The sequence below is a fragment of the Streptomyces sp. SID11385 genome (genome assembly GCF_010548245.1).
Taxonomy (GTDB): Bacteria; Actinomycetota; Actinomycetes; order Streptomycetales; family Streptomycetaceae; genus Streptomyces.
In genome coordinates, this window is the sequence record NZ_JAAGLR010000779.1 from 1 (window position 1) to 18078 (window position 18078).

The following is an 18078-nucleotide window of genomic DNA, read 5'->3' on the forward strand; positions in this document are numbered from 1 at the left end:
GCCGTCCGGCCGCTCCCGGGGTGCCCGCGGGGACGGCGAATCCGGGTCCGCGACCGCCGGCGAAGGGCGCGAAGCCGCCGGGCCCGCGCTCGGCTCCGAGGCCGGGTCCGCGCTCGTGGCCGAGGTGGGGTCCGTGCGGGTATCCGCGGTCAGGGCCTCCGGGAAGCCCTTGAAGACGCTCCAGAAGAGCGGGTGGCAGCGCGGGGGCCGCGGCCTGGGCGAAGGCGTTCTTCAGCCGCCGCTGTTCGTCGGCGTCGGCCTTGCAGCGGGGGCAGGTGGCGAGGTGGGAGAGGACCCGCTCACGGGCGTCGTGATCCAGCTCGCCGTCCACGAAGGCGGCGAGGCGGTCACCGAGGTGCTGCTCGGAGAGACAGCGCCGGGCGGCTGGGGGACGTGATCCGCTCACGCGCTCGCGCTCCCCCCTCCCAGCGCGGGCACCGGGCTCCTCAGCAGCCCGCGCCGCTCGGCGCGCGCCTCGGGGGAACGGTGCTTGAGGGCCTTGCGGAGCTGGGAGCGGCCCCGGTGGATGCGGCTGCGCACGGTGCCGAGCTTGACGTCGAGGGTCGCGGCGATCTCCTCGTAACTGAGCCCCTCGATGTCGCACAGGACGACGGCGGCGCGGAACTCGGGCGCGAGGGTGTCGAGCGCCTGCTGCACGTCGGCGTCGAAGTGGGTGTCGTGCAGGACCTGCTGCGGCGAGGGCTCGCGGCTCGGAAGCCGCTCGGCGGCGTCGTCGCCGAGGGCGTCGAAGCGGATGCGCTGCTTGCGGCGGACCATGTCCAGGAACAGGTTCGTCGTGATGCGGTGCAGCCAGCCCTCGAAGGTGCCGGGGGTGTACGTGGACAGCGAGCGGAAGACACGGACGAAGACCTCCTGCGTGAGGTCCTCGGCGTCGTGCTGATTGCCCGTGAGGCGGTAGGCGAGGCGGTAGACGCGGGCGCTGTGGGTGCTGACGATCTCCTCCCAGGTGGGGGGCGTCCACGCCTTCGATTCCGCGTCGGCGGCGAAGGTCGCGGTGCGTACGGAATCGTCGGTGGGGCCGCCCTCGCGGGCCGCGCGGGCCTGCGGAAGGGCTCGGTCAGCGGTGTCGGTCACGGATTTCGGCTTGGCGGGCGGTCCGGGACGCCAGGACGGCGCCGGGTCACCAGCCGCAGCCGCACCTCCCCTGTCAGCTCTGGTGGTGTCCAGTGGAGCACCCACCATAGCCATACGGACCGTTAGCTCCGGATAAGCGATTTTGCCGGGATTGACCTCGGCATCGCCGCTGGTCATCCCGTACGTCGGCGCGGGCTCGCAGCCCTGCGCCGAGCCGGGCTCGTACCCGTGTCTCCGCGCCCTTTCGCGCACCGCCGTCGCGGCCATCCTCCACCTCCCGTACCGGGCCGGGGCCTGACTTCCCGTGCGGCCGGACGGCGGGGGCACTGCCCGCGACCGGCGCACACCCTCTTAACGTCCGGTCCCATCTGCGGGTTCCCTTGGCCAACGGATACAGTCACGGCCAGGCAACTACGGGGCAAGGAGAGGCTCATTACCGGCAACCGGGAGACGGGCTGGGCGTTCGCCGACGCCTTCGTCGCCGAGGACGAGACGCTGTTGTGGGCCCGGGAGCGGGCCCGCGAGGCGGGTCTGCGTCCGGTGTCCCCCGCCACCGGCGCGGCGCTCGCGCTGCTCGCCGCCTCCGTGGACGCCAAGGCGGTGGCCGAGATCGGCACGGGTACGGGCGTCTCGGGGCTGTACCTGCTGCGCGGGATGCGCCCGGACGGGGTGCTGACGACGGTGGACCCGGAGCCGGAGCGGCAGCAGTTCGCGCGGCAGGCGTTCCGCGCGGCGGGCTTCGCGGGCAACCGGGCCAGGTTCATCCCCGGCCGCGCCCTGGACGTCCTGCCCCGCCTCGCGGACAACGGCTACGACCTCGTCTTCTGCGACGGCGACCGGATGGAGTGCCTGGAGTGCCTGGAGGAGGCGCTGCGGCTGCTGCGTCCGGGCGGCGCGGTCTGCTTCGAGGGCATCTTCGCCGACGGCCGCACGTACGCGGCGGGCCCGCAGCCCGTCGAGGTGGTCCGCCTGCGCGAACTGGTCCGCGCGATACGCGAGCACCCGACCCTCGTACCGTCGCTGCTGCCGGTCGGGGACGGCCTTCTCAGCGCCGTGGCGCGGTGAGCGAGGCCCGCGCATGACCGTGCCCCCCAGCTCGCCGGGCGGGCTGGGGGGCACGGTCAACAAGTGGTGACGTGCTCGGCGGTCACGGTGGGACGTGTGACAGGCCGTGCGGGAGATTTCGTCAGCCGACTACCTTCTTGAGGGCGTCGCCCAGGGCGTCCGCCTCGTCAGGGGTCAGCTCGACGACGAGTCGACCGCCGCCTTCGAGCGGAACGCGCATGACGATGCCCCGCCCCTCCTTGGTCACCTCGAGCGGGCCGTCGCCCGTTCGCGGCTTCATGGCCGCCATGCTCGTTCCCCTTCCTGAAACCAGCTCATCGCAGCCGGCGGCCCCGTCACAGGCGCTGCCTCACCGGCATCGAACACATTGCTTCCTCCGTCCATTATCCCGCATGCGGGGGCTTGGTGACCAACATCGGGCGGACTCATCTGCGCAACGCGCTCGTTCAAAACCACTCATTCCGGCGATGTGACTGGAATACTGCCCCACTTCACCCCACACCCCGGCCCCGGATTTGTTGACGCAGATCACAGGGGCGGGAGGAATGCGCGGGGCTCGTGGGACCCGTCGTGATCTCGGTCATGCCGGGATCGGGCGCTCGCGAGGATGATGGGACGGTTGCCCGTCCGCCCGGCAGCGGAGCCCGGCGGAGGGCTGGATCAGAGGGGATCTCCTTCATGGCCGACTCCGTCCTGTACGACGTGACCGACGCGCTCGCCACGATCACGCTCAACCGTCCCGAGGCCATGAACGCCCTCGACACCGCGACGAAGGAGGCGCTGCGCGACGCCCTCCAGAACGCGGCGGCCGACCCCGGGGTGCGGGCGGTGCTGCTCACCGCGACGGGGCGGGCCTTCTGCGTCGGGCAGGACCTCAAGGAGCACGTGACGAACCTGCTCAAGGACAAGGAGTCGGGCGACGGCGGCACGATGAGCACGGTGCGCGAGCACTACAACCCGATCGTGCGGGCGATCACGGCGATGCCGAAGCCCGTCGTCGCGGGCGTGAACGGGGTCGCCGCCGGGGCCGGTTTCGGTTTCGCGCTGGCTGCGGACTACCGCGTCGTCGCGGACACGGCCACGTTCAACACGTCCTTCGCCGGGGTCGCGCTCACCGCCGACTCGGGTCTGTCCTTCACGCTCCAGCGCGCGGTGGGGCACAGCCGGGCGAGCGACTGGCTGCTGTTCCCGCGCAACATCAGCGCGCGGGAGGCGTACGAGCTGGGCCTCGTGAACCGTCTCGTCCCGGCCGCCGAGCTGGCCGACACGGCGCTGGAGGTCGCGCGGAAGCTCGCCGAGGGCCCGACGGTCGCGTACGCCTCGCTCAAGGGCTCGCTCGCGTACGCGGCCTCGCACACGCTGGACGAGGCGCTGGACAAGGAGGACGAACTCCAGACGGTCGCGGGCACGTCCGAGGACCACGTGATCGCGGTGGAGGCGTTCCTGAAGAAGGAGAAGCCGAAGTACCTGGGGCGCTGAGGCGCGGGACGGGGGCGGGCGCGCGCTCCCGCCGGCGGCGTCCCCGTACGTACGGAAGCGGCCCTTCCCCCTTCCTCAGCCCTCCCCGCGCCCCTCCCCCGGCCGGTCGGCGCGGCCCTTGCCGCGTGCCGCGCAGGCCACGAGGTGGTCGTCGACGAGGCCGCACGCCTGCATGAGCGCGTACGCGGTCGTGGGGCCGACGAAGCGGACGCCCTGCTTCTTGAGGCCCTTCGCGAGCGCCGTGGACTCCTCCGTCACGGCGGGGACGTCGGCGGTGGTGCGCGGGCCGGGTCCCGGTGCGGGGGCGAAGGACCAGAGGTACGTGGTCAGTTCGCCGGGGGCCCAGGTGGCGAGGAGGCGGGCGTTGGCGAGGACGGCGTCGATCTTGCGGGCGTTGCGGATGATCCCGGCGTCGGCGAGGAGGCGGGCGCGTTCGGCGGGCCCGTAGGCGGCGACGGCGGTGAGCTTGAAGTCGTCGAAGGCGGCGCGGAAGGCGGGCCTGCGGCGCAGGATCGTGAGCCAGGAGAGCCCGGACTGGAACGCTTCGAGGCTCAGCCGTTCGAAGAGCGCGTCGTCGCCGAGCACCGGCCTGCCCCACTCCTCGTCGTGGTAGCCGAGGTAGTCGGGGGCGCTCAGGCCCCAGGGGCAGCGGAGTCTGCCGTCGGGGCCGGGGAGCGCGCCGGTCGCGGTCACCGCCGCTCGCCCTCCTCGGCGATCCGCGCGGGGCGGCTCGCGAGCGCCGACTCCAGGTCGGCGATGCGGGCCTCGCGCTCGGCGAGTTCGGCGGCGAGACGGGCGAGGGCCTCGTCGACGTCGCCCATGCGGTAGCCGCGCAGGGTCTGCGGGAAGCGGAGCGCCTCGATGTCGGCGCGGCGTACGGGCCGGTCGGCGGGGAGCGGGTCGGTGAGCCGCTCGGGCGGGGCCTCGGGCAGGGCGGCGCCCTCCCCGTGGCCGAGCACGGCGAGCGTGACGGCGCCGACCACCACGACCAGCGCGATGACCAGGAACCAGAACATCAGCATGCGTCTTCCCCAAGTCCCCGGGCGCGGTCCCCGCCCGGTGCTCTCCTCGTACGGCCCGCTCGTACGCCCGCCCGGCAGGGCGCGGTGCCGCGTGGCCACGATCGTGCCATGTCCGGGCGCGGGCTAGGGTCGCAGGCGGCCCGGGTGCGGTGATCGCGGGTGGCCGCGGCGCGGCTTTCGCGGTCGCGGGTGCCGTGCTCACGGGTGCCGTGGTCGCGGGTGACTGGTGGGGCCTTCGCGGCCCGGAAGGGAAGCGCTGGGATGTTGCGTCTGGGCCGCAGGGAGTTCGGCGAGCACGAGCAGGTGATCATGGCGATCGTGAACCGGACCCCGGACTCCTTCTACGACCAGGGGGCGACCTTCGCCGACGAGCCGGCGCTCGACCGGGTGGAGCAGGCGGTCGCGGAGGGTGCGGCGATCATCGACATCGGCGGGGTGAAGGCGGGGCCCGGCGAGGAGGTGAGCGCCGAGGAGGAGGTACGGCGCACGGCTGGCTTCGTCGCGGAGGTGCGGCGGCGCTTCCCGGACGTGGTGATCAGCGTGGACACGTGGCGGCACGAGGTGGGCGAGGCGGTGTGCGCGGCGGGCGCGGACCTGATCAACGACGCCTGGGGCGGCGTGGACCCGAAGCTCGCGGAGGTCGCGGGCCGGTACGGCGTGGGCATCGTCTGTACGCACGCGGGCGGCGCCCGTCCCCGTACGAGGCCGCACCGCGTCGCGTACGAGGACGTCATGGCGGACATCCTGCGCGTGACCACCGCCCTCGCGGAGCGCGCCGTCTCCCTCGGCGTCCCGCGCGAATCGATCCTCATCGACCCGGGCCACGACTTCGGCAAGAACACCCGCCACTCCCTGGAGGCGACCCGCCGCCTCCAGGAGATGACGGAGACGGGCTGGCCGGTCCTGGTCTCCCTCTCCAACAAGGATTTCGTCGGCGAAACCCTCGACCGCCCCGTCAAGAACCGCCTCCTCGGCACCCTCGCCACCACAGCGGTCTCCGCCTGGCTCGGCGCCCAGGTCTACCGCGTCCACGAGGTCGCGGAGACCCGCCAGATCCTGGACATGGTCGCCTCGCTCGCGGGATGGCGCGAACCGGCGGTGGCGCGGCGGGGGTTGGCGTGAGGGGGGGTGGCGTGGAATTTCCTCGGCCGCGCGGGGTGACCTCTTCCGGGCATCCCCGTTGATGAACGAGAGGAAGCGTCCTGCCGCCTCCGCGAACCCGTCGTCCGACGAGGACGAGGAAGGTGCTGGGCTCATGGCGAGGCTTCGGTTGACCGTGGGGCGGGGACATGTCGAGGAGCTTGCCCGGCTGCGTCATCCCGTCGGGGCGGTCGAGGAGTTGATCTGGAACTCGCTCGACGGCAGTGACCCGCCGGTGATCTCGTGGGGCGTGGCGCGGAGTGGTACGGCCTGGGGAACGGCTGGTTTTGCGGCGGCCTGACCACGATGGGCGCGGAACCTGGGCGAGGAGGTCGCATGAGGGCGTCGGGGACACCTTACGGTCGAGGCCCGGTGCCGCGTATCCCCCGTCGAGATGACCGCTTCGCCGGTGGGCACGCATCCTGGTGATGCGCGGTGCGCCGGGGCGGGAGCCGGTCAAGGCCCCGGCCTGGCGGAGGACCATGATCGCGAGCAGCCGGGGGCGGTGCGGCGCGGACCGTCGAAAGGCAAGGCTGCCGTCGGGGCGATCGAACTGCTCGATCTGCGGCGGAGCGGTGCGCCGGGCGCTCCGGGCCTGTCGTCGGCTTCCCGTTGTCGCCCGGAGGGCGGCCGTGCGGCTGCACCAGCCTCCGGCGGGGAGGTGCCTCCGGGCGACTGGGGATCAGCGACGTGTGTCGACCTTGAGGTCGCCTTGGGTCACCGCGCGCATCCTGTCGCCGGCGAGCATGTCGTGCGGGAAGCCGGGCTCGATCGCGCTGACCTCGTGGAAGCGGGCCAGTTGGGGGGCCGTGAAGTCGACTTCCAGGGCGCTCAGGTTGTCCTCCAGCTGCGCGAGCGTACGGGCGCCGAGGAGGGATGCCGTCACACCGGGGTTCTGAAGCGTCCAGGCCAGCCCGACCTGGGCAGTCGTGCGGCCCAGCTCGGTGGCGACCTCCTTCACGACATCGGCGATGTCCAAGTTGCGTGCGGTGAGTCCGCCGTTGGTGATGTTGAAGCTCCTCCGTGTGCCGTCCTGGGCCCCGGCGTTCGTCGCGGCCAGGTCGTCGCGGCCGTACTTGCCGGTGAGTACCCCGCCGGCCAGTGGCGAGTACGGCACCACGCCCAAGCCCATCTCGCGCGCCATGGGGATCAAATCCCGTTCCCCGGTACGCTCGATCAGGTTGTATTCGATCTGGAGTGCGACCAGCGGCGACCAGCCCCGCAGGTCGGCGATCGCCTGCATGCGCGACACCTGCCAGGCGGGGACGTTGGACATCGCCACGTACAAGACCTTGCCCTGCCGGACCAAATCGTCCATGCCGCGCAGAATTTCCTCGACCGGTGTCGTGAAGTCCCAGACGTGAAGGTAGAGCAGATCGATGTAGTCCGTTTTCAGCTGTCGCAGACTGGCCTCCACCGACGCGAACAGGCTCTTGCGGTGAGGGCCCCCCGAATTCGGGTCCCCAGCCCGCCGCTGCGTGGTGTATTTCGTGGCCAATACCAGGCTTTCGCGATTTTCGCGGGCGAATTCGCCCAGCAGCCGCTCGGAGCTGCCATTGGTGTACGTATTGGCGGTGTCGATGAAGTTGCCGCCGCGCTCGACGTAAAGATCGAACAGTTTACGCGCCTCGTCCTTCTCGGCGCCCCACCCCCATTCGGTGCCGAAAGTCGCCGTGCCCAGCGCCAGCGGGGAAACCCGCAGCCCGGAACGGCCCAGCAGCCGGTAGGTGTCCAGGGTCAGTGACATCGTGCCCTCCTGTGCCTGTGATCCGTTGTCCGGCACAAGCCTGTGACCGCCGCGAGCCAGGGATAAGGGAAGGAAGTTCCTGGGAACACCGGTCCTACCCGGGCTGTTGGCTCACCTATGACGACCCGCACCGTGGACACGGCACAGGAGCTGGCCGCGTTCCTTCGCACCCGGCGCGAACGCCTCGACCCACGCGACTTCGACCTGCCGTCACGTCGGCAAACCCGGCGAACGCCGGGGCTGCGCCGCGAAGAGGTCGCCGAACTGGCCAGGGTCAGCGTCGACTACGTCGTGCGGCTGGAGCAGGCCCGCGGGCTGCGCCCCTCGGCGAACGTGCTGGAGGCGCTGTCCCGGGCGCTGCGCCTCGCCCCGAACGAGCGCGCCTACCTCTTCGACCTGGCCCAGCAGCGCCCCCGCGACGCCGCCGAGGCCGCCACCGCGGCGGCGCCCTCGCTGAGCCGGCTGGTCGCCGACCTGTCGCCGCTGCCGGCCATGCTGATGAACCACCGCTACGACATTCTGGCCTGGAACGCCGACATGGCGAAGCTGCTGCTGGATTTCAACGACCTGCCGCCCTCGCGGCGCAATGCGATGTGGCTCTGCCTCGTACACCCGGAAATACGCGAGTTCTACGTCGACCGCGATCGCGTCGTCCGGGAGGGAATCGCTCACCTGCGCTCAGCCTGGGCCGCCCATCCGAATGATCGGGCATTGACCGACCTCATCGCTGAATGCACCAAGCACAACGCGGAATTCTCGCGCTTGTGGGCCGAGCAGGACATCAAGACCGGCGGACGCGGACACAAGGTGATGCGGCACCCCGGCGCCGGTGTGATCGCCGTGCACTTCGAAGTCCTGGTGCCGCTCCAAGATCCGGACCAGCGTTTGATGATCTGCCGCCCTGCTGACGACGAGAGTCAGTCAGCGTTGGACCGCTTGTGACCGCGCCGACATCGAACCGTCTCTTGGCGCATGCCTACGCGTGCCACGAAGAGGCGTCCAGGAGGCTCTCGTGCGGCCGTTCGACGGCAGGCCCGCCTCCTGGGCCGCCCTTCCGTGTGTCGTGGCGATCACGCCTCGGGAATGTCGAGTTCCCGCGCCGAGGGGTCTGTTCCGTCCGGGTCGGGGCCGCCGCGGTGCCCGGTGTCGAGCGAGTCGAGGCTTGCCAGGTCCGCGTCGTCGAGCTCGAAATCGAAGATGTCGAAGTTCTCCGCGATGCGGCCCGGGTTGGTCGACTTCGGGATGGCCGAGCGGCCCTGTTGCAGGTGCCAGCGCAGCATGACCTGCGCCGCGGACTTGCCCAGGCGGGCGCCGATGCCCTGGACGGTACTGTCGTCGAGGACGCTTACGCGATCGTCGCCGTAGCCCGGGTAGAAGGTGATGCCGCCGATCGGCGACCACGCCTGGGTGAGGATGTCCCGCGCGGCGTCCGCGGCCTGGACGGCCGGCTGCGTGAAGTACGGGTGGAGCTCGACCTGGTTGACGGCCGGGGGGACCGTCGCGCTCTCCATGAGGGCGTCGAGGTGGTGCGGCATGAAGTTGCTGACGCCGATGGCCCGGACGCGGCTGTCGGCGAGCAGTCGCTCCAGCGCGCGGTACGCCTCGCGGGTCCGCTCGAAGTGCTGCGGCATGGGCTGGTGCAGGATCAGCAGATCGATCACGTCGACGCCGAGTTTGGCGGCGCTCTTGTCGAAAGCGTGGAGCGTTTCGTCGTAGCCGTAGTCCGAGACCCAGACCTTCGTTTCGAGGAAGACGTCCTCGCGGTCCAGGCCCGTGCGGCGCACCCCTTCGCCGACCCCGCGTTCGTTGCCGTAGGCGGCGGCGGTGTCGATGTGCCGGTAGCCGGTCTGGAGAGCGGTCTCGACCGCGGTCGCGGTCTCTTCGGGCGGTGTCTGGAACACGCCGTAGCCCAGCGGGGGCATCGCGACGCCGTTGTTGAGGGTGAGGTGGGGGATCTCGCTCATGACCGTGCTCCTTGTGCCGCGTCGTATTCGCCGTCACTGACGTGGTCGAGCCACGTGACGACCTCTCCGTCGCCGTCCGCTTCCTGCATCGCGAGGTGCGCCATGAAGCGGTCGGCGGTGGCGCCGTGCCAGTGCTCCTCGCCCGGCTCGATGTAGACGACGTCGCCGGGCCTGATCTCCTGGACGCGTCCGGCGCGTGTCGCCACCAGTCCGATTCCGTCGGTGACGTACAGCGTCTGGCCCTTGGGGTGGTGGTGCCAGGCGGTACGGGCACCGGGGGCGAACCTGACGTGTGCGCAGCCGACCGCGCTCTGCTCGTCGGGTTCGCGGATGCCGTCGATCAGGACCTCGCCGGTGAAGCTGGACCGGGGCCCGGTCGCGGTCCGCGCACCGCTTCTCGTGTATTTCATGCTCGTCCCTCCTCGTTCGTGTGGCCGTGGCCGGGTCAGGGCGTCAGGAGCACCTTGATCGCGCGGCGCTCGTCCATCGCCCGGTAGGCCTCGGCCGCTTGCTCCAGCGGGAGCGTGAGATCGAAGACCCGGCCGGGGTCGATCTCGCGGTCCCAGATGAGCCGGATCAGCTCGGGCAGGTACCGGCGGACCGGCGCGGGCCCCCCGTGGAGGTGGATGCCGGTGCTGAACAGCAGCTCGCCCGGGATGCTGACGTCGTGGGAGACGCCGACGAAGCCGACGTGGCCGCCCGGACGCGTGGCGTGGATGGCCTGCATCATGGCCTCCTGCGTACCGACCGCCTCGACGACGCCGTGCGCGCCGAGGCCGCCGGTCATCGCCTTGATCTTCTCGGCACCCTCGTCGCCACGCTCCTCGACGATGTCGGTGGCCCCGAATTCCCGGGCCAGTCGCTGCCGGTCCGCGTGGCGGCTGAAGGCGATGATCCGCTCCGCGCCCATGTGCTTCGCCGCCAGTACGGCGAGCAGGCCGACCGCGCCGTCCCCGACGACGGCGACGGTCTTGCCCGGCCCGGCCTGCGCGGCGTCCGCGGCGAACCAGCCCGTGCCGAGGACGTCGGAGGCGGCGAGCAGGGAGGGTACGAGGTCTGCGTCGGGCACGCCCGGGGTGGCCACCAGCGTGCCGTCGGCCAGCGGGACGCGCGCCCGCTCCGACTGCGTGCCGATCGACCCCATCACCGTGCGGTGCACGCAGTGGGACTGGTAACCCGCCCGGCAGATCTCGCAGGTGTTGTCCGAGGCCCAGAACGAGCCGACGACGAAGTCACCGGCCTTGATCGTCTCGACCTCCGGTCCCACGGTCTCGACGACACCGACGTACTCGTGCCCCATGACCTGGTGGTGGACCTCCTGCACACCGCGGTACGGCCACAAGTCGCTCCCGCAGACGCACGTGGCGGTCAGCCGGATGACGGCGTCCGTCGGCTCCTCGATCTTCGGGTCGGGGCGCTTCTCGACGACGATCTCACCAGGCTTGGTCATCACTACTTGGCGCATGAAAAAATCTCTCCTGTCGCTTTCTCCGGACTCCACGGACCCCACCGGCAGCACGGTGGTGCGGCCCGGGCAGGCAGGCCCGACCAGGGGCGACTGCCCTACTTGACCAGTCTGAGCCGCTTGACCAGCGAGCGCGCGTCCTCGGCGAGCCGCTCGGCCTCGGCGTCGTCACCGGCGGCCACTGCGCGCCAGTACGCGATCTTGAGGTCGACGTACCTCCGCCGGACCTTGATGAGCCGGGCTTCCTCGGCCAGGCGCTCGGCGCGCTCGTCGAGCAGCGCGATCTGCCGCTCCGCGGCGGCCCGCCCGAGCTGGCCGTTCTCGACGTAGCTCCGCATGTCGTTGACGGACATGCCGGTCGCCGCCAGGCACGCGACCCCGATCAGCAGGTTCATGTCCGCGTCCGTGTAGACCCGGTGCCTGCTGCTCTCGCCCCGGGCGACCGGCGCGATCACACCGACCGACTCGTAGTAACGCAACGTGCTGGCGGGCAGCCCGGTCAGCGCTGCCGCTTCCTTGATCGTATGGGTGCCCTCACCGGTTTCCGTTGTCACCACATCGACGGTAGAAACTTCGAGCACTTGAAGTCAAAGACCATGCTGACCTGCACGTTCTTCGAGGCAGGCGTCATTTTCGGCCTCCGGCCCCACGCGGTTCCCACGTGAGCGGGCGACCGGCGCCCCGTGGCCGCACGCGCCGACGGACCGCGCGCCCGCGGCCCCTTACCCAGCCATGACTCCCGTCTTCACATCCGCCAAGCCATCCACGAACCCCGACTCGCCACTGCTTCGGAATGAAAGAGATCTCCGTGCTCTGCGTCGTCATCGCAGTCTTCCGCGTCATCGCAGTGCGGCCCGTCAATCCGAATGAGATCGGCTGCGACCCGGAAATCCGCTGCGTGAACTGGGGACCGGCCTACTGGTTCGAAGCCGGAGCGATCGGCTTTGTGTGCTGCTCGGTATTGGCAGTGGCGACACTCGTGGCCGAAAAGGTGCTGCACTCGGCCGGACGCGGGCCCAGGCGTCGCTCCAAGCACGACAACGGCGACCGAACGATGACGAGACGGAGGTGAACAAGCATGCCGTTCGCCCCCCACCGGGCCGGCCCACCCACCCCGCCCCGCGCAAGAGCGGCCGTCGCGAAGTCCTCGCCGGACGAACCACCAAGCCGGGCAACGGCCCACCGTCCTTCCCGACGCGACTCAGAGGAGCCGGGACGCCCCTCAGGCCGAAAGCTCACCAGACTTCACGGCCGCGACGAAGGCGGCGAACGCCGGGGCGGGCAGGGTGAGGACGGCGACGGTGGCCGGACGCTTGCTGTCCCGGATGGGAACCGTGCCGGTCGACGGGGCCAGGTTGGTGGCGACCTCCACGCAGGCGCCGCCGTTCTCGCTGCGGGAGGACTTGCGCCACTCGGGGGCGGTGGACATGGTGGGTCCTTTCGCCAAGGGGGACTTGGCGTCAGTATGCGCCCACATGGCGAAGCCCGCCGGGCCCTTGCAGGGGGCGCGGCGGGCTTCGTCGTACGGCGATGGCGAAGACTAGGCCGAGAGTTCACCGGACTTCACGCCCGCCACGAAGCCCGCGAAGGCCGAGGACGCCACCGTCAGGACCGGCCCGGCTGCGCACTTCGAGTCGCGCACGGGGACCACGCCGTGGGAGGCGACGAGGTCGGCGGCAACCTCAACACAGGCCCCACCGTTGTCACTGCGCGAGGACTTGAACCAGTTGAGGCCATCAGGGGGGGTCATGTGGTGCCCTTTCGTAACCGCTCAATCATGGCCACCGACGCCGTTTGCGACGGCGCCTCAGCCTGCATCTGATGGTAGCCCGTCAACAAGGGCATCACCGAGAGCCTTTCACGCTCCAACGTGCCCTGATGCGCGGACTCTGCGTATGCGATGAGCCGCCCTGTATCCATGGTCAGGATGTACAGGGGCAAGCGCAGCGTCCGGCGATATCCCAGAGAGAATGGGGCTACTTGCAGGACCGTGTTGGGCAACGCGGCAAAGGCGATGAGAGACGACATTTGCTCAGCCATGACCTCGCGGTTGCCGGCGGGCCAGCGAAGGCAACTCTCGTCCAGCATCACTATGACGAGCGGAGGAGGCGACCGCCGAAGCGCCTCTTGGCGCGCCGCCACCAACGCAAGCCGCTCCTCGCCCTGTTCCGCGGTGATCGCCCCCCGTTCCACGCTACGTGCGGTGAGCGCTTCCGCGTACGCACGAGTCTGGAGTATTCCGGGGACGACGCCGACTTCGTAGACGCGGATCTCCGAAGCCCGAAGCTCGTGGTCTACGTACTCGGGGAAGCCCTCCAGAAGGGACGTTCGCCGCGCCACCCGGCTGCGCCGCTGGAGTTCGTCGCCCGCGCCCAGCTCGCGGTCAGCCCTCTTCGCGAACTGTGGAGTTGGCGGGCGGCGACCAGTTTCGACGGCGGATACGTGCGAGGCCGAGATGCCCATCCGGGCGGCGAGTTCTTCCTGCGTCCATCCCCGCCCGTCCCGCAACCTGCGCAGATGCTCCCCGAAGGCTTCGCCCGGTGAGCGCGCCGGGTCGAGTGTCTTACGGTTCACCACGTATCACTCAACTCCTCCGTCAGAAACGATCAGTTGAATATGCGGACAGGCTAGTTCAGCCTGAGGACTCCCGGTAGCCGCTTCGCTACAAAGAGGAGTGATCCGTATGCCCGTTCCCCTCCCTCCCCCCGCCGACAATTGCCCCGTCTGCCACCGTCTCCGCGAGGTCGAGCGGGTCGCCGAGGCCGCCGGGGATCACTCCAAGGCCGCCGACTGCCGCGTGCTCCGTGCGCGGCACCCGCACAACAGGCCGGTCGCGGACGCCTCGTGAGCTCCGCCACCACGGCCCGGCTCGCGCTCCTCGTCGCCTCGCGCGGCGGGGACGCGTCCGGGGGGTGGGTGCTCGCGCGGGCGCGGGTCATCCACCCGGCGGACGCGGCGAGTTGGTTGCGCGCGGAAGCGCTGCGGCTCGCCGTGCGGCTCGACCCCGGGCCCCGTACCCGATGGGCGGCGGCCGGCACTCTGCACCCCACGTACGACCCCGGGCCCGACGCCCCCTCCGCCCTGCGCGCGTGGGCGGAGGACCGTGAACGGCAGGCGCGCGTACGGCACTTGCTCGCGTACGGGCAACCGCTCTCGTTCCGCTTCCCCGACCTCGGCGGCGCCTGGTACGCGCTCAGCGCCGCGCCCCTTCCCCCACCTCCGCCAGAAAGCCGGTGAGACCCGAATGACCGAGACCGTCCCCAGCCTCCCGCCCCGCTGCGAGGCCACCGGGAACGTCACGCCGCCCGTGGCCGAAATGGCACTCCGGGTGACCCGCTCGCCCGGCGCCCCGCCCCGCACCACCGTGCGGTGCGCGCTCGCCCCGCACCTCACGTACGAACACGAGGGGGTGGTACGGGAGTTGAGTGACCCGTCCGGGCACGTGTGGGGGACTTTCGGGGCCGGGGTGCCTGTGTGGCGCGTACGGGTCGCGCGGCCCTGCCCCGAGCAAGCCGGTCACCTGCCGTGCGGCCTCTACGAGAGCCACCGGGGCCCGTGCATCGCCGCCCGGCCGCGCGAGGCCGACGCCGTTTAGGGCGCCGCGCGCGTCCGGTCGGCTGCGTCCTGCGGCCGCGCATCGGTTCGGCGGGAATCGAGGGGGCCCACCTCGACCGGCTGCCGCAGTTGGCCGGTCAGGTGCTCGCCGAGGTCCACGTGGCGGATTCGGACAGCCTGCGCGTGCGCTTCGCCAACGGGTGGCGCCCGGACGTGCCCGTCGCCACCGGCGGCCCCGGCCGGCTCATCCCCGCGCGGGGCCGCTGCTCCCTCAGCTCCCTGCCCGGTGACGGCGTGAAACCGCTCTCCTGGCCGGGGTGCCGTCCGCGTGGGGGGCGGGGCCGCGCCCGCCCCCTCCGCCTCAGACCCCCGCTTCCTTCGTCACCAGCGCGACCGCCTCGTCCACGTCGTCCGTCAGGTGGAAGAGGTCCAGGTCGTCCGGGTTGGCCTTGCCCTCGGCGATGAGGGTGTCGCGGAGCCAGTTCACCAGGCCGCCCCAGTACGCCGTGCCGAAGAGGACGATCGGGAAGCGGGTGACCTTCTGGGTCTGGACGAGGGTCAGGGCCTCGAAGAGTTCGTCCAGCGTGCCGAAGCCGCCCGGCAGGACGACGAACCCCCGGGCATACTTTACAAACATGATTTTTCGGACAAAGAAGTAGCGGAAGTTCACCGCGATGTCGACGTACTTGTTGAGCCCCTGCTCGAAGGGAAGCTCGATGCCCAGGCCGACGGACGTCCCCTGCGCCTCCCACGCGCCCCGGTTCGCCGCCTCCATGGCGCCGGGGCCGCCGCCGGTGATCACCGCGTAGCCGGCCTCCGTCAGGGCACGGCCGAGGCGCACCCCGAGGGCGTATTCCGGGGAATCCGGGCTCGTTCTGGCGGAGCCGAAGACGCTGATGGCCGGGGGGAGTTCGGCGAGCGCGCCGAAGCCGTCGACGAGTTCGGACTGCATCCGCATGACCCGCCAGGGGTCCGTGTGCAGCCAGTCCGTGTCACCGCGCGAGTCGAGCAGCCGCTGGTCCGTCGTCCCGGGCTGCACCTGGTCGCGCCTGCGTACCACCGGTCCCAGGCGCTGTTCCTCCACCGGGCCGTTCGATTCGAGACTGGCCATCGCGCTCCCCTCTCATTCGTGCGTCCGGACAGCGTAGGACCTCCGGCATGGCCAGGGACGCAAGTGGAGATGAGCGGGAGGTGGTGGCGGCGCGAAGGCGGGATGCGTTCAGGCCGTGAGCCAGGTCCGGAGGCGCTCCTCCGAATCCAGGACGTGGCTGATCTCGACGTTCTCCTCGCGCTTGTGGGCGAGCAGCGGGTTGCCCGGGCCGTAGTTGACGGCCGGGATGCCGAGGGCGCTGAAGCGGGCCACGTCCGTCCAGCCGAACTTGGGGCGCGGCGTGCCGCCCACCGCCTCGACGAACGCGGCGGCGGCCGGGTGGGTCAGGCCGGGGCGCGCCGCCGGGCTGTGGTCGTCCACGACGACGTCCGTGATGCCGCAGCCGGCGAAGACCTCCTCGACGTGCGCGAGCGCCTCGTCGCCCGAGAGGTCCGGCGCGTAGCGGTAGTTGACGGTGACGACACAGGCGTCCGGGATGACGTTCCCCGCGACGCCGCCCTCGATCCGTACCGCGTTGAGGCCCTCGCGGTACTCCAGTCCGTCCACGAGCGGGCGGCGCGGCTCGTACGCGGCGAGGCGGGCGAGGATCGGCGCGGCGGCGTGGATCGCGTTGGCGCCCATCCACGAGCGGGCCGAGTGCGCGCGTTCGCCGCGCGTGTGGAGGTGGACGCGCAGCGTGCCCTGGCAGCCGCCCTCGACCTCGCCGTCCGAGGGTTCGAGGAGCACGGCGAAATCGCCCGCGAGCCACTCGGGGTGCGCGCTCGCGAGGTGGCCGAGGCCGTTGCGGTCGGCGGCGACCTCCTCGTTGTCGTAGAAGACGAAGGTCAGGTCGCGGTTGGGGGCGGGGACGGTCGCCGCGAGGCGGAGCTGCACGGCGACGCCCGCCTTCATGTCGCTCGTGCCGCAGCCCCACAGGAGGCCGTCCGCGTCGAGGCGCGAGGGCACGTTGTCCGCGATCGGGACCGTGTCGATGTGCCCCGCGAGGACGACGCGTTCGGGGCGGCCGAGGTGCGTGCGCGCGACGATGTTGTTGCCGTAGCGGTCGACGGTGAGGTGCGACAGCGGGCGCAGGGCGGCCTCGATCGCGTCCGCGAGCACCCCCTCCTCGCCGCTCGGGGAGGGCACGTCGACGAGGGCGGCCGTGAGGGCCCCCGCATCGAGCCCGAGGTCGAGCGCGGGCGCCGCGAGCGCGGCGGCGACGGGGCTGGGGGCGGTGGTGTCACGCATGCGGCGAGCCTAACGCGGGGGTACGGGGACGACTCCGCCACCCGCACGGGCCGCCCGGCCCCCGCCCGCTCTGCCCCCGCGTCCCGGCCGCCCCTGCCCGTACGGGCCGCGCACAGGCCGCCCACAGGTCCCGTTCCGCTCCCCGCGCGCTTCCCGTACGGACCCGCTCGCACAGCCCGCGCACAGCGTTCCCGCCCCGGCAGCGCGGCCTTTTCGCCGTCTTCCGCGAGGGGGCTGGTACCGCGCCGCGAACCCGTTACCTTATGGGCGTGCCCGAGCCTTCGCCCTCCCGCCCCTTGCGCCGTCGCAGGCTGCTCCGTTACGGCGCCGCGCTGATCGTCTCGTGCGCGCTCGCCGGTTATCTCGTGGTGCGGTTCGGGCCCGACGCGCGGCAGGCGCGGACCGGCTGCGAGGTCGTCGCGGCGGACGGCGAGCGGGACCCGTACTTCTTCGATGCCGAGCAGGCGGTCAACGCGGCGACGATCGCCGCCGTCGGGACCTCGCGCGGCATGCCCGAACGGGCCGTGACGATCGCCCTCGCGACCGCGCTCCAGGAGTCGGGGCTGCGCAACCTCGATTACGGCGACCGCGATTCCGTGGGGCTCTTCCAGCAGCGGCCCTCGCAGGGCTGGGGCACGGTCGCGCAGATCATGGACCCCGTCTACAGCGCGCGGAAGTTCTACCAGCGGCTCGACAAGGTCGACCATTACGCGAGCCTGCCGCTCACGGTCGCCGCGCAGAAGGTGCAGCGCTCCGCCTTCCCCGACGCCTACGCGCAGCACGAGCCCGACGCGAGCCTCCTCGCCGCCGCGCTCACCGGCCGGGCGAAGGCCGCGCTCACGTGCGAGTCGACCGTGCCGGACGGCGCGGGCGATCCCTCGGCGGTACGGGCCGCGCTCGTCCGGGACTTCGGCAGGACCGTGCTGCCCGGTGCCCCCGAGGCGCGGAAGAAGGCCGCGCCCGCCGCTGCCACCACCACGCCCGCGCCGGTCGCGGGCACGCTCGCGGGGGCGCCCGCGCGGGCCCGTACCGTCGTCGTGCCGGTCGCCGCGTCCCGTGGCACCAAGGAGCCGGACGCGAGGCGGCGCGGCTGGGAACTCGCGCAGTGGGCCGTCGCGCACGCCTCCGTGCTGCACATCGCCGAGGTCAGCTACGCGGGCCGCGAATGGCGGGCGTCGGGTACGGGGCACACGTGGCGCGAGGCGGCG

General features: G+C 71.6%; 25 protein-coding genes. 10 read left to right on the forward strand and 15 right to left on the reverse strand.

The window, feature by feature from the left end:
- Together G3I42_RS23795 and sigE are read right to left on the reverse strand one after the other, a co-directional pair.
- The coding region (locus tag G3I42_RS23795; protein WP_164289119.1) for a zf-HC2 domain-containing protein at window positions 1-406 on the reverse strand (406 nt) is incomplete at its 3' end.
- Window positions 403-1203: an RNA polymerase sigma factor SigE gene (gene sigE, locus G3I42_RS23800; RefSeq protein ID WP_164289122.1), complete on the reverse strand. Its 801-nt coding sequence runs from the start codon at window positions 1201-1203 to the stop codon at window positions 403-405. The genes sigE and G3I42_RS23795, both read right to left, overlap by 4 nt.
- A gap of 258 nt (window positions 1204-1461) precedes the next feature.
- Here sigE and G3I42_RS23805 point away from each other — a divergent pair, with 258 nt between their 5' ends.
- Window positions 1462-2160, forward strand: a complete 699-nt coding sequence (locus G3I42_RS23805) for an O-methyltransferase (RefSeq protein ID WP_078490169.1) — start codon at window positions 1462-1464, stop codon at window positions 2158-2160.
- A 121-nt stretch (window positions 2161-2281) separates the two neighbouring features.
- On the opposite strand, the gene G3I42_RS23810 is transcribed toward G3I42_RS23805, so the two are convergent.
- A complete protein-coding gene (locus G3I42_RS23810) occupies window positions 2282-2449 on the reverse strand; it encodes a DUF3117 domain-containing protein (RefSeq protein WP_003966491.1) in 168 nt (55 codons plus the stop codon).
- A gap of 389 nt (window positions 2450-2838) precedes the next feature.
- Between G3I42_RS23810 and G3I42_RS23815 the strand changes: the two genes are divergently transcribed.
- Complete coding sequence (locus tag G3I42_RS23815) at window positions 2839-3639, forward strand: enoyl-CoA hydratase-related protein (RefSeq protein ID WP_164289124.1); 801 nt, start codon at window positions 2839-2841, stop codon at window positions 3637-3639.
- 75 nt (window positions 3640-3714) lie between these two features.
- Here the strand turns inward: G3I42_RS23815 and G3I42_RS23820 are convergent, their stop codons facing one another.
- A complete protein-coding gene (locus G3I42_RS23820; RefSeq protein WP_164289126.1) occupies window positions 3715-4332 on the reverse strand; it encodes a DNA-3-methyladenine glycosylase I in 618 nt (205 codons plus the stop codon).
- Window positions 4329-4661, reverse strand: coding sequence for a DivIVA domain-containing protein (locus G3I42_RS23825; RefSeq protein ID WP_164289128.1), 333 nt, complete (start codon window positions 4659-4661; stop codon window positions 4329-4331). The genes G3I42_RS23820 and G3I42_RS23825 overlap by 4 nt, the downstream gene beginning before the upstream one ends.
- 261 nt (window positions 4662-4922) lie before the next feature.
- Here G3I42_RS23825 and folP point away from each other — a divergent pair, with 261 nt between their 5' ends.
- Window positions 4923-5783: a dihydropteroate synthase gene (gene folP / locus G3I42_RS23830; protein WP_164289130.1), complete on the forward strand. Its 861-nt coding sequence runs from the start codon at window positions 4923-4925 to the stop codon at window positions 5781-5783.
- 61 nt (window positions 5784-5844) lie between these two features.
- Complete coding sequence (locus G3I42_RS23835) at window positions 5845-6102, forward strand: hypothetical protein (RefSeq protein WP_164289117.1); 258 nt, start codon at window positions 5845-5847, stop codon at window positions 6100-6102.
- A 381-nt stretch (window positions 6103-6483) separates the two neighbouring features.
- On the opposite strand, the gene G3I42_RS23840 is transcribed toward G3I42_RS23835, so the two are convergent.
- Window positions 6484-7548, reverse strand: coding sequence for an aldo/keto reductase (locus tag G3I42_RS23840; protein WP_164289132.1), 1065 nt, complete (start codon window positions 7546-7548; stop codon window positions 6484-6486).
- A 132-nt stretch (window positions 7549-7680) separates the two neighbouring features.
- On the opposite strand from G3I42_RS23840, the gene G3I42_RS23845 reads away from it, so the two are divergent.
- A complete protein-coding gene (locus G3I42_RS23845) occupies window positions 7681-8490 on the forward strand; it encodes a helix-turn-helix transcriptional regulator (RefSeq protein WP_343244640.1) in 810 nt (269 codons plus the stop codon).
- A gap of 128 nt (window positions 8491-8618) precedes the next feature.
- Here the strand turns inward: G3I42_RS23845 and G3I42_RS23850 are convergent, their stop codons facing one another.
- From G3I42_RS23850 to G3I42_RS23865, 4 genes are all read right to left on the reverse strand, one after another.
- Window positions 8619-9512 (reverse strand): aldo/keto reductase, encoded by an 894-nt coding sequence (locus tag G3I42_RS23850; RefSeq protein WP_203607236.1) that lies wholly within the window; start codon window positions 9510-9512, stop codon window positions 8619-8621.
- Entirely contained in the window at window positions 9509-9922 is a 414-nt protein-coding gene (locus G3I42_RS23855; protein ID WP_164289136.1) for a cupin domain-containing protein, read from the reverse strand. The genes G3I42_RS23850 and G3I42_RS23855 overlap by 4 nt, the downstream gene beginning before the upstream one ends.
- Window positions 9923-9957: 35 nt before the next feature.
- Window positions 9958-10977, reverse strand: coding sequence for a zinc-dependent alcohol dehydrogenase family protein (locus G3I42_RS23860; RefSeq protein ID WP_164289138.1), 1020 nt, complete (start codon window positions 10975-10977; stop codon window positions 9958-9960).
- 98 nt (window positions 10978-11075) lie between these two features.
- Window positions 11076-11531 (reverse strand): MerR family transcriptional regulator, encoded by a 456-nt coding sequence (locus G3I42_RS23865; RefSeq protein WP_164289140.1) that lies wholly within the window; start codon window positions 11529-11531, stop codon window positions 11076-11078.
- Window positions 11532-11770: 239 nt separating this feature from the next.
- Between G3I42_RS23865 and G3I42_RS23870 the strand changes: the two genes are divergently transcribed.
- Complete coding sequence (locus G3I42_RS23870; RefSeq protein ID WP_164289142.1) at window positions 11771-12049, forward strand: hypothetical protein; 279 nt, start codon at window positions 11771-11773, stop codon at window positions 12047-12049.
- A 150-nt stretch (window positions 12050-12199) separates the two neighbouring features.
- Here the strand turns inward: G3I42_RS23870 and G3I42_RS23875 are convergent, their stop codons facing one another.
- The 3 genes from G3I42_RS23875 to G3I42_RS23885 form a co-directional block, all read right to left on the reverse strand.
- Complete coding sequence (locus G3I42_RS23875; RefSeq protein ID WP_164289144.1) at window positions 12200-12406, reverse strand: DUF397 domain-containing protein; 207 nt, start codon at window positions 12404-12406, stop codon at window positions 12200-12202.
- A gap of 111 nt (window positions 12407-12517) precedes the next feature.
- Window positions 12518-12727 carry a DUF397 domain-containing protein gene (locus G3I42_RS23880; protein WP_164289146.1) on the reverse strand — a complete coding sequence of 70 codons (210 nt, stop codon included), beginning with the start codon at window positions 12725-12727 and terminating at the stop codon, window positions 12518-12520.
- On the reverse strand, window positions 12724-13554 hold the full coding sequence (locus tag G3I42_RS23885) for a helix-turn-helix transcriptional regulator (protein WP_164289148.1): 831 nt from the start codon (window positions 13552-13554) through the stop codon (window positions 12724-12726). Before G3I42_RS23885 ends, G3I42_RS23880 begins: the two co-directional genes overlap by 4 nt.
- Before the next feature lie 106 nt (window positions 13555-13660).
- Here G3I42_RS23885 and G3I42_RS37075 point away from each other — a divergent pair, with 106 nt between their 5' ends.
- Genes G3I42_RS37075 through G3I42_RS23895 form a run of 3 tightly spaced genes read left to right on the forward strand, consistent with a single transcriptional unit; the run spans window position 13661 to window position 14572 of the window.
- Window positions 13661-13825, forward strand: a complete 165-nt coding sequence (locus G3I42_RS37075; protein WP_203607237.1) for a hypothetical protein — start codon at window positions 13661-13663, stop codon at window positions 13823-13825.
- Entirely contained in the window at window positions 13822-14214 is a 393-nt protein-coding gene (locus tag G3I42_RS23890) for a hypothetical protein (protein ID WP_164289150.1), read from the forward strand. The genes G3I42_RS37075 and G3I42_RS23890 overlap by 4 nt, the downstream gene beginning before the upstream one ends.
- A gap of 7 nt (window positions 14215-14221) precedes the next feature.
- Window positions 14222-14572: a hypothetical protein gene (locus G3I42_RS23895; RefSeq protein ID WP_164289152.1), complete on the forward strand. Its 351-nt coding sequence runs from the start codon at window positions 14222-14224 to the stop codon at window positions 14570-14572.
- A 321-nt stretch (window positions 14573-14893) separates the two neighbouring features.
- On the opposite strand, the gene G3I42_RS23900 is transcribed toward G3I42_RS23895, so the two are convergent.
- The gene (locus G3I42_RS23900; RefSeq protein ID WP_164289154.1) at window positions 14894-15643 is read right to left on the reverse strand and encodes a TIGR00730 family Rossman fold protein; all 750 of its coding nucleotides are present in this window, start codon (window positions 15641-15643) and stop codon (window positions 14894-14896) included.
- A 108-nt stretch (window positions 15644-15751) separates the two neighbouring features.
- Complete coding sequence (gene dapE / locus G3I42_RS23905) at window positions 15752-16870, reverse strand: succinyl-diaminopimelate desuccinylase (protein ID WP_164289156.1); 1119 nt, start codon at window positions 16868-16870, stop codon at window positions 15752-15754.
- Between the two features lie 263 nt (window positions 16871-17133).
- Between dapE and G3I42_RS23910 the strand changes: the two genes are divergently transcribed.
- A partial coding sequence (locus tag G3I42_RS23910; RefSeq protein WP_164289159.1) for a hypothetical protein occupies window positions 17134-18078 on the forward strand: 945 nt, incomplete at its 3' end.

What these genes read in the sequence shown, in the direction of transcription:
- G3I42_RS23900 (WP_164289154.1), bottom strand. Translation starts at nt 15,643, where the DNA reads ATGGCCAGTCTCGAATCGAACGGCCCGGTGGAGGAACAGCGCCTGGGA.
- G3I42_RS23860 (WP_164289138.1), bottom strand. Translation starts at nt 10,977, where the DNA reads ATGCGCCAAGTAGTGATGACCAAGCCTGGTGAGATCGTCGTCGAGAAG.
- G3I42_RS23825 (WP_164289128.1), bottom strand. Translation starts at nt 4,661, where the DNA reads ATGCTGATGTTCTGGTTCCTGGTCATCGCGCTGGTCGTGGTGGTCGGC.
- G3I42_RS23815 (WP_164289124.1), top strand. Translation starts at nt 2,839, where the DNA reads ATGGCCGACTCCGTCCTGTACGACGTGACCGACGCGCTCGCCACGATC.
- G3I42_RS23840 (WP_164289132.1), bottom strand. Translation starts at nt 7,548, where the DNA reads ATGTCACTGACCCTGGACACCTACCGGCTGCTGGGCCGTTCCGGGCTG.
- G3I42_RS23880 (WP_164289146.1), bottom strand. Translation starts at nt 12,727, where the DNA reads ATGACCCCCCCTGATGGCCTCAACTGGTTCAAGTCCTCGCGCAGTGAC.
- G3I42_RS23895 (WP_164289152.1), top strand. Translation starts at nt 14,222, where the DNA reads ATGACCGAGACCGTCCCCAGCCTCCCGCCCCGCTGCGAGGCCACCGGG.
- G3I42_RS23810 (WP_003966491.1), bottom strand. Translation starts at nt 2,449, where the DNA reads ATGGCGGCCATGAAGCCGCGAACGGGCGACGGCCCGCTCGAGGTGACC.
- G3I42_RS23850 (WP_203607236.1), bottom strand. Translation starts at nt 9,512, where the DNA reads ATGAGCGAGATCCCCCACCTCACCCTCAACAACGGCGTCGCGATGCCC.
- G3I42_RS23870 (WP_164289142.1), top strand. Translation starts at nt 11,771, where the DNA reads ATGAAAGAGATCTCCGTGCTCTGCGTCGTCATCGCAGTCTTCCGCGTC.
- folP (WP_164289130.1), top strand. Translation starts at nt 4,923, where the DNA reads ATGTTGCGTCTGGGCCGCAGGGAGTTCGGCGAGCACGAGCAGGTGATC.
- G3I42_RS37075 (WP_203607237.1), top strand. Translation starts at nt 13,661, where the DNA reads ATGCCCGTTCCCCTCCCTCCCCCCGCCGACAATTGCCCCGTCTGCCAC.
- G3I42_RS23855 (WP_164289136.1), bottom strand. Translation starts at nt 9,922, where the DNA reads ATGAAATACACGAGAAGCGGTGCGCGGACCGCGACCGGGCCCCGGTCC.
- dapE (WP_164289156.1), bottom strand. Translation starts at nt 16,870, where the DNA reads ATGCGTGACACCACCGCCCCCAGCCCCGTCGCCGCCGCGCTCGCGGCG.
- G3I42_RS23875 (WP_164289144.1), bottom strand. Translation starts at nt 12,406, where the DNA reads ATGTCCACCGCCCCCGAGTGGCGCAAGTCCTCCCGCAGCGAGAACGGC.
- sigE (WP_164289122.1), bottom strand. Translation starts at nt 1,203, where the DNA reads ATGGTGGGTGCTCCACTGGACACCACCAGAGCTGACAGGGGAGGTGCG.
- G3I42_RS23835 (WP_164289117.1), top strand. Translation starts at nt 5,845, where the DNA reads ATGAACGAGAGGAAGCGTCCTGCCGCCTCCGCGAACCCGTCGTCCGAC.